The 12289-nt window shown below is 72.0% G+C and carries 13 protein-coding genes; 5 read left to right on the top strand and 8 right to left on the bottom strand.

Annotated elements, in window-relative coordinates; all coding sequences use genetic code 11:
• Positions 1–95 precede the first annotated feature (95 nt).
• Both ACIPUC_RS10300 and ACIPUC_RS10295 read right to left on the bottom strand, forming a co-directional pair.
• Positions 96–773, bottom strand: a complete 678-nt coding sequence (locus tag ACIPUC_RS10300; RefSeq protein WP_446588349.1) for an HAD family hydrolase — start codon at positions 771–773, stop codon at positions 96–98.
• A gap of 45 nt (positions 774–818) precedes the next feature.
• Complete coding sequence (locus ACIPUC_RS10295) at positions 819–1298, bottom strand: Lrp/AsnC family transcriptional regulator (protein WP_446588347.1); 480 nt, start codon at positions 1296–1298, stop codon at positions 819–821.
• 127 nt (positions 1299–1425) lie between these two features.
• Here ACIPUC_RS10295 and ACIPUC_RS10290 point away from each other — a divergent pair, with 127 nt between their 5' ends.
• The 5 genes from ACIPUC_RS10290 to ACIPUC_RS10270 all read left to right on the top strand — a co-directional run bounded on the left by ACIPUC_RS10290 (position 1426) and on the right by ACIPUC_RS10270 (position 6215).
• On the top strand, positions 1426–2028 hold the full coding sequence (locus ACIPUC_RS10290) for a histidine phosphatase family protein (RefSeq protein WP_446588345.1): 603 nt from the start codon (positions 1426–1428) through the stop codon (positions 2026–2028).
• 55 nt (positions 2029–2083) lie between these two features.
• Positions 2084–3595 carry an APC family permease gene (locus tag ACIPUC_RS10285; RefSeq protein ID WP_446588343.1) on the top strand — a complete coding sequence of 504 codons (1512 nt, stop codon included), beginning with the start codon at positions 2084–2086 and terminating at the stop codon, positions 3593–3595.
• 9 nt (positions 3596–3604) lie between these two features.
• Entirely contained in the window at positions 3605–4036 is a 432-nt protein-coding gene (locus ACIPUC_RS10280) for a universal stress protein (RefSeq protein ID WP_446588341.1), read from the top strand.
• 155 nt (positions 4037–4191) lie between these two features.
• On the top strand, positions 4192–5103 hold the full coding sequence (locus tag ACIPUC_RS10275) for a methyltransferase domain-containing protein (RefSeq protein ID WP_446588339.1): 912 nt from the start codon (positions 4192–4194) through the stop codon (positions 5101–5103).
• Between the two features lie 2 nt (positions 5104–5105).
• Positions 5106–6215 carry a terpene synthase family protein gene (locus ACIPUC_RS10270; RefSeq protein ID WP_446588337.1) on the top strand — a complete coding sequence of 370 codons (1110 nt, stop codon included), beginning with the start codon at positions 5106–5108 and terminating at the stop codon, positions 6213–6215.
• On the opposite strand, the gene ACIPUC_RS10265 is transcribed toward ACIPUC_RS10270, so the two are convergent.
• From ACIPUC_RS10265 to ACIPUC_RS10240, 6 genes are all read right to left on the bottom strand, one after another.
• Complete coding sequence (locus ACIPUC_RS10265) at positions 6216–7574, bottom strand: cytochrome P450 (RefSeq protein WP_446588335.1); 1359 nt, start codon at positions 7572–7574, stop codon at positions 6216–6218.
• Positions 7571–8194 (bottom strand): GTP-binding protein, encoded by a 624-nt coding sequence (locus ACIPUC_RS10260; protein ID WP_362298403.1) that lies wholly within the window; start codon positions 8192–8194, stop codon positions 7571–7573. The genes ACIPUC_RS10265 and ACIPUC_RS10260 overlap by 4 nt, the downstream gene beginning before the upstream one ends.
• Positions 8175–8534 carry a DUF742 domain-containing protein gene (locus tag ACIPUC_RS10255; protein ID WP_446588333.1) on the bottom strand — a complete coding sequence of 120 codons (360 nt, stop codon included), beginning with the start codon at positions 8532–8534 and terminating at the stop codon, positions 8175–8177. The genes ACIPUC_RS10260 and ACIPUC_RS10255 overlap by 20 nt, the downstream gene beginning before the upstream one ends.
• Positions 8531–8938: a roadblock/LC7 domain-containing protein gene (locus ACIPUC_RS10250; protein ID WP_446588331.1), complete on the bottom strand. Its 408-nt coding sequence runs from the start codon at positions 8936–8938 to the stop codon at positions 8531–8533. Before ACIPUC_RS10250 ends, ACIPUC_RS10255 begins: the two co-directional genes overlap by 4 nt.
• Positions 8935–10497 carry a sensor histidine kinase gene (locus tag ACIPUC_RS10245; protein WP_446588329.1) on the bottom strand — a complete coding sequence of 521 codons (1563 nt, stop codon included), beginning with the start codon at positions 10495–10497 and terminating at the stop codon, positions 8935–8937. Before ACIPUC_RS10245 ends, ACIPUC_RS10250 begins: the two co-directional genes overlap by 4 nt.
• A gap of 302 nt (positions 10498–10799) precedes the next feature.
• A complete protein-coding gene (locus ACIPUC_RS10240) occupies positions 10800–11999 on the bottom strand; it encodes a PP2C family protein-serine/threonine phosphatase (protein WP_446588327.1) in 1200 nt (399 codons plus the stop codon).
• Positions 12000–12289: the final 290 nt, after the last annotated feature.

Below are 12289 nucleotides of genomic sequence, written 5' to 3'. Positions count from 1 at the left end.
CTGTCCCGGGACACCAGAGGCCCGTGTACCGGAGGGCCGTGTACCAGAGGGCCGCACCGCCCTTCGGTGAACGGCGCTCCGCTGCCCCGGCGGAGTCAGGCCGCGGCGCGCGCGGCCAGCCAGTCGTACGCCGCGTCCGCGGTGAACTCCCGCTGCCCGCCCGGAAAGAGCAGCCCGGCCTCCGCGAAGGCGGCGTCGTGTGCGGTCTCCGCCACGTACGGGATCGCCACGCACGCCATCCCGGCCGCGCGGACGGCCAGGGCTCCCGGCGCCGCGTCCTCGACGACCACGCAGTCGGCGGGCTCGGCGCCCAGCCGGCGGGCCGCCTCCAGGAACACGTCGGGGGCGGGCTTGCCGTGCGCGACCTCCTCGGCGGAGACCGCCGTCGTCAGCAGGGCGTCCAGACCGGTACCGGACAGCACCGCGTCGATCGCCTCGCGCGAGGAACCGGAGGCCACCGCCATCGCCGCCCCCTCGGCGTGCAGCCGCTCCACGAACTTGCGCATCTGCGGGAAGACTTCCGTCCCGGTGCGGGCCAGCTCCAGGTAGGAGGCGTTCTGTTCGGCGAGCAGCTGCTCCACCGGTGCCTGGATCGCGTACCGCTCCTTGAGGATCTCCAGCGTCTCCAACGTGCCGATGCCGATGAAGCGGGAGTGCTGTTCCCAGGTGAACGCGGGGACCCCGTGCCGCTCCAGGGTGCGGCGCCCCGACTCGAAGTAGTTCGGCTCGCTGTCCACGAGGGTGCCGTCGAGATCGAATATGACGGAAATCATCCGCTGTGCCCGTCCTGCCGGTCGTGTCCTGTCCTGGCCATCCTGTCAGCTTTTGCGAGCGGCCCGTCCCACGGATTCGACGAGCGGCAGCAACCGGTGCGCGACCCGCTCGCGCAACGCCACCTCGGTGCGGGTGCGGACCACCCCCGGCAGCTGGATCAGCCGCTGGATCACGTCCTCCAGGTGCGCGTTGTCCCGGGCCGCCACGCGGGTGAGCAGGTCCCCGCCGCCGGTGATCGAGAAGGCCTCGATGATCTCGGGAACGGCCGCCAGCGCCTCGCCCACGTCGTCCAGGTGCCCCTGGGTCACCTCGATGTGCACGAAGGCCAGCACCGGATGCCCCAGGGCGGCGGGGGAGAGCGAGGGCCCCGTCCCGGTGATCACCCCGGTGCGCTCCAGCCGGTCCAGCCGGGCCTGCAGCGTGCCGCGGGCGACGCCGAGGATGCGGGCGTACTCGCGGACGCTGGTGCGCGGCTGCTCGATCAGCAGGCGCAGGATCCTCGTGTCCAGCTCGTCCACCGCCATGCCGCGACTGTACCAATGGCCCGGTTCGTCCGGCGGCAGCCGGGCGCGCGCACCTTCATGAGGCCGGGCAGGGACACGCGCGCGGAGTCCTCCGGCGCCGGACACGCAGGAGGCTAGGGTCCGGAGGATGAGCGACCTGCTGCTGGTGAGGCACGGCGAGACGGCGTGGAGCGCCGACGGGCGGCACACCGGGCGCACCGACGTCCCGCTGACCGCCCGCGGGGTCGAGGAGGCCGTCTCGCTGGCCCCCTTCTTCCGGGACCGCCGTCCGGCGCTGGTCCTGACCAGCCCGCTGCGCCGGGCCGTCGCGACGGCGGAGCTCGCGGGGCTCACCGGCGGAGTCGCCGACCCGGACCTGTACGAGTGGGACTACGGCGGCTACGAGGGCGTCACCACCGCGCAGATCCAGCGGACCACCCCCGACTGGTCCCTGTGGACCCACGGGGTGCCTCCGGGCGACGCGGAGCACCCCGGCGAGAGCGCCGCCCAGGTCGGCGCCCGCGCGGACCGCGCCCTGGCCCGGGTCGCCCCGGTGCTCCGCGCGGACGGCGGACACGGCGGCAATGTCGTCATCGTCGCCCACGGCCACTTCCTGCGCGTCCTCACCGCCCGCTACCTGGGCCTGGATCCGGCGGAGGGCCGGCTCTTCCTGCTGCGCACCGGCACGGTCAGCGTGCTCTCCACGGAGCACGGCCTCCCCGTGATCGCGGGCTGGAACACCCGCCCCTAGCTCGGTGGGAGTCTCCCGCCTCGCGCGGTCCCCGCCCGCGGGCGAGGATGCGTACATGGCCGAAGACAGCGCGGGCCGGGACGGCCCGCAGGCCGCCGCCCCGGAGCCGGGGCTCAAGGCCAACGCGATCGGATTCCTCGACGCGCTGGTCATCGGCCTGAACTCCACCTCGCCCGCTTACTCCCTGGCCGCCGTGCTCGGGCCGATCGTGGCCCTCGTCGGGATCTACGCGCCGGGCGTGATGCTGGCCTCCTTCGTCCCGATGCTGCTGATCGCCGCCGCCTTCTACTACCTCAACAAGGTCGACCAGGACTGCGGCACGACCTTCTCGTGGGTCACCCGGGCCATGGGCCCCTGGGCGGGCTGGCTCGGCGGCTGGGCCATCGCCATGACCGGCGTCCTGGTCATCGGCTCGCTGGCGGACGTCGCCGTCACCTTCGGCCTGCTCGCCGCCGGACTCGACGACTGGGCCGCCCACGACGTGGTCCGCCAGACCCTCACCGTCACCGTGATCGTGGCCATGACCGCCGTCTGCGTCATCGGCACCGAGCTGTCGGCCCACTTCCAGGACGTCCTCATCCTCGCCCAGGTCTTCTTCCTCCTGGCCTTCGCGGTGGTGGCCATCTACCGGATCTACGCCGGCACCAGCACCCTCGACGCGATCGAGCCGTCCGTCACCTGGCTCAACCCCTTCGGCGCCGGCGGTGCGGCGCTGACCGGCGGACTGCTGCTCGGGGTGTTCATCTACTGGGGCTGGGAGTCCGCGGTCAACCTCACCGAGGAGGTCCAGGACTCGGCCACGGCGCCCGGCAAGGCCGGCATCTGGTCGACGGTCGTCCTGCTGGTGACCTACCTGTCGGTGGGCTTCGCCGTCGTCGGCTACGCGGGCACCGCCTTCCTCGCCGAGAACGCCGCCGAGGAGGAGGCCGTCTTCGCCGTACTGGCCCACGAGGTCATGGGCGGCTGGGACTGGGTGGTCCTCCTCGCGGTCTGCACCTCGGCCCTCGCCTCCACCCAGACCACGATCATCCCCGCCTCCCGCACCGCCCTGTCCATGGCCCGCCGCCACGCGCTGCCGCACGGGCTCGCGCACATCCACCCGCGGTTCCGGACCCCGGACGTGAGCACGTGGTGGGTGGCGGGCATCGCGATCGGCTGGTACCTCGTCGTCAACCAGATCAGCGAGAACGCACTCCTGGACTCGCTGACCGCGCTCTCCCTGCTCATCGCCTTCTACTACGCGCTCACGGGGCTGGCCTGCGCCGTCTACTACCGGCGCCACCTGCTGGAGAACGCGCACAACTTCCTGCTCATCGGCCTCGGCCCGGTGCTCGGCGCCGGTCTGCTCGGCTGGCTGCTGGTGGAGTCGGTCGTCGACATGTCGGACCCGGAGAACTCGGCGGGCGGCGTCTCCTGGTTCGGGCTCGGCCCGCCCCTGGTCATCGGCATCGCGATCGCCGTCGTCGGCGTCCTCGTCATGTGCTACTGGCGGCTGCGGGACGGCACGTTCTGGCAGGAGCGCCGCGGAGTGGCAGATCCGGACCTGGTCCGCGGCCGGAAGAGCTGAGGAGTCCCCATGTCCGTCGTCCTCGGATACGACGAGTCGCCCGGCGCGGAGCGGGCGCTGCGCGTGGCGCTGGAGGTCGCCACCGCCTTCGGGGAGCCCCTCGTCCTCGTCTACGGGGCCGCCGCGCCCGGCGCCGCCGGCGAGGAGTACCGGGCGCACCGGGAAGCCGTCCGGCAGGCGGGGCGAAGCGCCCTGGCGCGCGCCGTGGACGCCGCCGACGAGGCGGGTGTGCCCTCGACGGTGGAGGTGGTCGACGACAAGCCCGCGCAGGCCCTGCTCGACGCCGCCCGGCGGCACGACGCCCGCGTCATCATCGTCGGCACCTGGGGCGACAGCCCGATCCGCGGCGCCCTGCTGGGCTCCACCCCGCACAAGCTCCTGCACCTCTCGCCGGTCCCGGTGCTGTGCGTACCGACGGAGCACAGCGGCGAAACGGTCTGAAGAGCCAACAAGAACAACCAACTTGGCCGGAATTCGCGCCATTTCATGTGTCACTATGCTCAATGCCTGTGTGATCACAGCGTTTTATCGATCACAGATGGGCAGAGTGGGGCGGCCGATCAACACCCCCACGTGACCGCAGGACCGGAGAACCGATGGACAGCAACCTTGTCATCCAGCCCCACCCTGGTGGCCAGGCTTTCGACGAGAGTCAAGTTCCTCTCTACTACAGCCGCAAGACGGCTGACATCCTCCACAAATACGGCCCGGGGCCGCGGGTCCACTTCCACATGGGGCTCTTCGCTCCCGGCGCGACACCGAACACCACGGTCTCCCAGCGCGTGCTCAAGTGCCGCATCATCGAGTCCCAGGAGGCGATAGTCGACCACGCGGCCCGGTCCTGGGGCGCGTACGCCACCCCGCCCGGCAGCCTCCTCGACATCGGCTGCGGGGTCGGCGGCGGCTCGCTCTACTGGGCGCAGGAACACGGTGCGACCGTCACCGGCCTCACCGTCGCGGCGGAACACGTGCCGCTCATCGAGCAGTTCGCACGCCAGGCCGGGGTCGCGGACCGGGTGACACCGCTGCTCGCCGACGTCCACGAGTTCGCCGCCGAGCGAAGATACGACGCCGCCTACGCCAACGAGAGCTCCGGTTACATGGACCGCGCACGGCTCTTCGAGGTGGTCGCCAAAGCCCTGAAGCCGGGCGGCTGGTTCGGGATACAGGAGCACTTCGTCCGCCGCCCCGAGTGGACCGAGTTCATCGACGGTTACTACAAGACCCGCCTGGGCACCCTCACCGAGTACATCGCGGCCGCGGAGGCCGCCGGGTTCGAGCTGGAGCAGGACGAGGACCTCACCGACCGGGTCGCCGAGTTCTGGGTCCAGTCCATGGCCTGGAACACCGCCGAGCTCGACCGGATCGAGGACACCGGGACGCCCTCCGTCTGGTCCCGCGAGCGGCTCCGCGAGTCCACCATCACGCACGGCAAGCTGTTCCGCATCTGGCGCGACCACGCGCTGGAGACCCGTCTGCTGCTCTTCCGGCTGGGCGGGGGAAACTGACGATGCCGCCCGTGTACGGCAAGGGCAGCCGCCCCTCGCGCATCGGCTGGCAGCTGCCGCCGTTCTACTGCCCGTTCAACGAGAAGCTGATACATCCCAAGGCCGCCGAGCTCGAAGAGCGGGCGACCGCGTGGATCGACGCGTTCGGCGTCTACCCCGACGCCACCGAGCGCGCCTGGGGCCTGGCCACCCACAGCGCCGACTTCACCAGCCGGATCATCCCGTACGGCGACGTGGAGCCGGTACTGCTGTTCATCGAGTGGAACTACTGGGCCAACGCGGTCGACGACTGGCAGGACTCCGGTTCCACGGCCACCCGCACCGCGGACATCGCCGACCACAGCATGCGACTGGTCCGCTCCATCGAGGCCCCCGGTTCCGGGCTGCTCCCGAGGGGCCCGCTCACCCATGCCCTCGATGACCTGGTGACGCGCACCCGCGCCATGCTCACACCCTTCCAGCTGCGCAGGTTCACCGAGGGAACCCGGGACTGGCTGTTCGGGGCCGGCTGGCAGACCTCCAATGCCGAGCGCGGGGTCATGCCGTCCCTCAACGACTTCGCGGCGATGCGGATGTCGGTCAACGGCACGCGCTTCACCCTCACATGGTGCGATGCGGCCAACGGCATCCGCGTGCCGGCCGAGGTCCTGTACTCGCCGTCCGTACAGGCCCTCACCGATGCCGCGGGCTTCATCGTCTCCTGCGACAACGACCTGTACTCGTACAACAAGGAGGACCACCAGGACCCCTGGGAGCAGAATCTGCTCAACGTCGTCGCCCGGCACCACGGATGCACTCCGCGCGAGGCGCTGGTCCCGGCCGTGGCCCTCCGGGACCGTGCGATGACTCTCTTCGTGCGGCTGCGCGAGCAGCTCGCCAGGGACGCCGACGAGCCGCTCCGCCGCTATCTCGACTCGCTCGGCCACTACGTGTCGGGCTGCATCGAGTGGCAGAACCTCGCACCTCGTTACGCCAGCCCCCGCAACCGCAACGAACTCCCCGTCGAGGGTGCGTCGTACGAGATCACCTGGCGGGACACGCCCAGCGACCCGAGTCGTGAGCCGCTGCCGATCCCGGCCATCGCCTGGTGGTGGCAGCAGCTCGACGACTGATCAGCGGCGTCGCAGCAGCCGCGCCCACCACGGTGCCCGGGCCGGCGGCCGCTCCTCGAACCGCGGGGCGGCCGGCGGCGCGGCCGCCTCCGGCGGTACGGGGGTGGTGCCCGTGACCGTGGCGCCGCGCGGGGTGAACCTCACGGGGAGTGCCACCAGGTGGCGGGACATGAGCGAGGAGGTCCACCTCAAGTCGTCCTCTGCGAAGCCCAGTTCCAGGTCGGGCAGGCGCGCCAGCAGGGTGTCGATGCCGGTGTCCGCGATGGCCCGCCCGATGTCCTGACCGGGGCACTCGTGAGGACCGCCGCTGAAGGCCAGGTGCGAACGGTTCCCGTGCACCGGTGCGGAGAGGTCGGGACGGATCTCCGGGTCCGCGTTGCCCGCGGCGAGGCCGAGCAGCAACATGTCGCCGGCCTTGATCCGCTGGCCGCCGAGCTCCGTGTCGCCGGTGGCCCAGCGGCCCAGAATGGTGGTGAGCGGAGGCTCGTCCCACAGCACCTGCTCCAGGGCGTCGGGCAGGGTCATGTGGCCGCCGGAGAGGTTCGCGCGGAAGCGGCCGTCGGTGAGCACCATCCTCAGCGTGTTGGCGATCAGGTTGGCCGTCGTCTCGAAGGCCGCGATCAACACCAGCCGCAGGTGTTCGATGATCTCCGCGTCGGAGAGCGACGTGGAGTGTTCCAGCAGCCACGAGGTGAAGTCCCGCCCGGGAACCACCCGCTTGCGGTTCACCAGCTGGGTCAGCGCCTCCGTGATGTACGCGTTGCTGGCGACGGCCGTCTCGGTGCCCCTGAGCATGTCGCGGGCGGCCTCGACGAGGCGCGGACCGTAGGAGTCCGGCATGCCGACCAGCTGGGTCATCACCAGCATCGGCAGCGGCGTGGCGAAGTCACGCACCAGATCGGCGCGTCCCGATTCGGCGAACGAGTCGATCAGCTGGTCGGCGAAGCGGGTCACGTAGCGGCGGACGCCACGCCGGTCGAAGCGCTCCAACGACTCGGTGACCGCGCCGCGCAGCCGCTCGTGCTCCACGCCGTCCTGGAAGTTGCACACCGGCTGCCAGGCGGCCACCGGCGTCAGCGGATGGTCGGCCGGGACGTTCCCCTCCTGCATGTCGCGCCAGCGGCGGGAATCCCGGGAGAACCGCGACGGAGTACGGGCCACGTCCAGGTTCTCGCGGTGGCCGAGCACCAGCCAGGCCGGCAGGTCGCCCTGGACCAGGACGGGGGCCACCGCGCCGTGTTCGGCGCGCAGCTTCTCGTACAGGCCCATCGGGTCTGCCTCGGCCTCCGGGCCGTACAGCCGGTGCGCGGGGCAGCCCGGCGGCGGAGTGGAAGCGGCGGGGGAGGGGGAAGTGGTCACGATGCCTCCGGGGTCACGGCGAGGGAGTGCAGATAGCGCATCAGCGTCATCAGGACGTCACGGCTGGAGTCGCGGCGCCGGGCGTCGCAGAGCACCAGCGGCACGGCCGCGGGCAGGTCGAGGGCGCTGCGCAGCTCCTCGACCGGGTACTGGGGAGCGTCGGGGAAGGAGTTGACGGCGACCACGAAGGGCACCCCGCGCTCCTCCAGCCGGCCGATCACATCGAAGCTGACCTCCAGCCGGCGGGTGTCGACCAGGACCACCGCTCCCAGCGCGCCCTCGAACAGGCCGCGCCAGAGGAACCAGAAGCGCTGCTGGCCGGGGGTGCCGAAGAGGTACAGCACCAGTTCCTCGTTGATGCTGATCCGGCCGAAGTCCATGGCCACGGTGGTGGACGTCTTGCGCTCCACGCCCGCCGTGTCGTCGACGCCGACCCCGGCCTGGGTCATCGTCTCCTCGGTGGTCAGGGGCCGGATCTCGCTCACCGCGCCGACCAGGGTCGTCTTGCCGACCCCGAACCCGCCCACGATCACCACCTTGACCGCGGCGGCGGCCGTGGCCGGCAGTACGTCCTCGCGCCGCGGCCCGGCGGGCGACGCCTCAGAGCTTTCGAAGTCCATCGATCACTGCCTCAATCAATGCCAGGTCGGGGAGTTGGGCGCGGGCCACGGGTGCGCGGGAGAGCACCTTGCCCGCGGTGAGCAGGTCGTCGATCAGGACGGTGACCACGCTCACCGGCAGGCCGATGTACGCGGAGATCTCGGCCACCGAGAGGGGCGCCTGGCACAGCCGCATGATCGCCGCGTGCTCCGGCTGCATACCGGGCTTGGGCCCCGACTTGGCGACGATCAGTGTGACCAGGTCGAGGCCGCTGGGAACTAACGGTGCGCTGCGACCGCCCGTGATGACGTACAGCCGCTCGGGGCTGCCGTCCTCCCAGGTGTTGCCCGGGTCTCTCACGCGGTCTGCCTGTCGCTGCGCGGCGGGCTGCTGAGGTGCTCTCCGATCCGTGCCACGAGGTCGCGCATGCGCTGGCCCATCAGCCCCGCGTCGACGCCCTCGTCGGCCAGAACCGCCAGATAGGCACCGGCGCCCGCTGCCATCAGGTAGAAGAACCCGCCGTCCATCTCGATCACGACCAGCCTCATCCGGCCCTTGCTGTTGGGCAGTTCGGAGGCGACCGCGCCGGCCAGGCTCTGCAGTCCGGCGCAGGCGGCGGCGAGCCGGTCGGCCGTGTCGGTCTCCGCACCGTACTGGGCCATCCGCAGGCCGTCGGCGGAGAGCACGATGACGTGCCGGGTCTGCGGAACGCTCTCGGCCAGGTCCTTGAGCATCCAGTCCATATTGGTCTGCAGCTGACTCATGGCTGTTCCCCCTTGCTCGCCGAGGCCGGCGAGGCGTCTGGTGTCTGGCTGTCCGCGATGTGGCTCCCGTCGGTCCGGCTGTCCCCGGACAGGCCGCTCTGGAAGGCGGCCAGCCACATCCCGGGCTGTGCTTCGGTCCGGTCCGGGACCTCGGCAGTGGTCTGCAGTGCGGCGGCGGGCTCTTCGGCAGCCGTGGCGCGCGCCTTGCGGCGGCGCTGCGGCAGCCCGTTCACGGTCCGCTCGGTCACGACGGGAACCTCGTCCATCTCCGCCGGAATCCGCGGGCCCGTGGCCGACCGGGGCGGCTGCACGGGCGCGGGCTGCACGGGCGCGGACTGCGCGGGCTGCGCCGCCGGCGCGAGGGCCGCGCGGGGCCCCGAGGAGGTGCCGATGCCGTGGGCGACACCGGTCGCGGTCGACACGGTGGTGATCAGGCCCTGCGGGACGACGAGGACGGCCCGTACCCCGCCGTACGCCGAGGAGCGCAGCGACACCCGGAAGTCGTACGCCTGCGCGAGCCGGCCGACCACGGCGAGGCCCAGTCGCGGGGTCTCTCCCAGGTCGGTGAGGTCGATGCCCTCCTGCGCCTGGCGCAGCATGCGCTCGGCCCGCTTGCGGGCCTCCTCGCTCATGCTCAGGCCGCCGTCCTCGATCTCGATCGCGATGCCCGAGTTCACGTCGACGGCGGTCAGGTGCACCTTGGTCTGCGGCGGGGAGTAGCGGGTGGCGTTGTCCAGCAGCTCCGCCAGCGCGTGGATGAGCGGCTCGACCGCCGGGCCCACGACGGCGACCTGCGAGACGGAGTGCAGTTCGACGCGCTGGTAGTCGATGATCCGGGACATGGCACCGCGCAGCACGCTGTACAGCGGCACGGCCTTGTTCCACTGGCGGCCGGGCCGCGCGCCGCCGAGCACGGCGATGGAGTCGGCGAGCCGGCCGATGAGCGCGGTGCCGTGGTCGAGCCGGAGCAGATCGCCGAAGACGGCCGGGGTCTGGCCGTGCCGGTCCTCCATCTCCCGCAGCTCCTGGGCCTGCTGGTGCACGATCGCCTGGACGCGGCGGGCGATGTTCACGAAGGCCCGCTGCGCCGAGTCGCGCAGGTCCTCCTCCGCGACCACGGCGTCGAGCACCGCGCGCAGCACCGCGTGGTGGGCGGCCCGGAACGCGGGCGTCAGCCCGGGCTGGTAGGTACTGGCGTCCTCCAGGGAGGCGAGCACGTCCTCCGGGAACTCGCCCTTGCGCAGGCGCGCCACGACGTCGGGCAGCAGTGCCTCGGCCAGCCGTACGGTCTCGGTCTGCTGCCGTGACAGAGCAGCCTCCTGCACGGCGACCGTGGCACGCAGCGCCGCGACCGCCTTGCCGCGCCGGGCGGCCTCACCACACGCGAGCGCGACGGCGACGAACGCCGCGGCACCGACCCACGCCACGGGCGTGCGGGCGGGTGCGGAGACCAGCACCACGGTGGCCGCTGCGAGCGCCGCGGTCAGCAGGGCGGGCAACGCCCATACGACGGGTGAGGTGGGCCCTGGACTGCCGGGCGACGATCCCTCTCGAACCATCAGAACCCTCAAACGATCGAATGCGAAAGATCATTGGACAACAGCCCGGGATCTTATCCGTTCAGCACATGACTCTTGACAACAGGTCATGATGCGGAGCCGTCGCCTTAGTTGGCGTGGGACGTGCTGTCCTGAAATGGCTCCCCGCCCGACCCGTCGTTCCGAGGGGGGCGACCCGCTGTCCGCGCCGCCAGGGCCTGTACGCCGCCTGCCCGCCAGCCGTGCGCGAGCCCGCGCCGAGGCGGCACGGCACCTCCCCGATTGGCTGATTTGCGTAGGGTGGCCGGAAGGTGGCCGGGAACTTACCTACGGGCGTGCTGAGATGGGCGGGGATGCAGGCGCGCGGCGAGCACGGCGACGTCGTCCTCGGCGTGCTGCGCGTCGAGTCCGTCGCAGACCGCGGTCACGATGTCCTCGACGGGTGCGCCCGGCGCCAGGCGCAGGCCCGCGAGTCTGGCCAGTGAGGTGTCGATGTCCTCGCCCCGCCGTTCCACCAGGCCGTCCGTGTAGAGCAGAAGGGTCTGGTCGGCGGTGATCGGCCGGGCGAGGGCCTCGTAGCCGCCGATGCCCGTGCCCAGCGGCGGGCCCACGGGCACGTCGAGCAGCTCGCCCGTGCCGTCGCCGCCGAACACGGCGGGCGGCAGGTGCCCCGCACTCGCGTACACGGCCGTGCCGCGGGCCGGGTCGATCCGTACCAGCAGGCAGGTCGCGGGCCGCCGCCGGTCGTCCGCGGCGGACAGGGTGTCGAGGCGGCGCAGCACCCGGTGCGGGGCGAGCTCGGTGGAGGCGACCTCACGCAGCACGGAGCGGTAGGCGTTCATGTCGGCCGCGGCGTCCAGGCCGTGCCCCATGACGTCTCCGACCACCAGCAGCGTGCGGCCGAAGTGCAGCCGGACGGTCTCGAACCAGTCCCCGCCGACCAGGGCGCGCACCCCGACCGGGAGGTAGCGGCTGGCGATGTCCAGGTTCGGGTGCGGCCGGCCCGGCTCGGACACGAGGGCACGCTGGAGGTCGAGCGCCGTCTTCTCGGTGGCCGCCAGCCGCCGGGCGTGCCCGAGGTGGACGCTCGCGAGCCGCGCCGCGAACCGAAGCGTCGCCGTCTCGTGGTCGCTGAAGTCCTCGCCGGTCCGTCCGACGAGGAGCCTGCCGTACACCTCGCCCCCGTCCGGCCCGGCCAGCGGCAGCGACACCAGGTACAGGGGCCGGCCCGCGGCCCGCCCGGTCCAGGTCTCCACGCGATGCCCGTGTTCCAGGGTCCGGAGCACGGGAGGGGACTCGGAGGAGGGTGCCCGCAGGAGGTCCGCCGCACCGGCCTCCGCCACCCGGTCGCCCACCGCGCCCGAACCGGTCATGTCCACGGCGGCGGCGTCACACAGCGTCCGGAACAGGAATCCGGCGAGCTCCCGGCAGGTCTCCCGCTCGTCGCCGGACGTACCGATCCGCTCCAGGGCGTCCTCCACGGCGCGCAGCCGCGCCTCCAAGCCGTCGCGCTCCGACACCATGCCAGCGTCACCCGTTCCCGGGCCCGCCGCCCGTCGGGGAGCATTCCACCACCGTTCCACGGTTCGCGACGAATATTCGTGACGGGCACGGGCACGGTGTCCGCCGGCCCGGACGGCAGGAACGCCGGCCACCGCCGCCGGACCGGTCCGTTGGCACCCCCATGGCCGAGGATCACGGCGTGTCGATGGACCAATGGCCCAGTGCTGTGGTGCGCGGTTGAGCCAGTGGGCCCACAGATGCTTATCTGTGTCATATCCATGTACTTACTGGCGCCGCGCAGCGCCGGACG

This window comes from Streptomyces sp. LARHCF249, assembly GCF_052871255.1.
The sequence above is the reverse complement of the archived record's forward strand: the minus strand, read 5'-3'. Positions and strand labels throughout refer to the sequence as shown.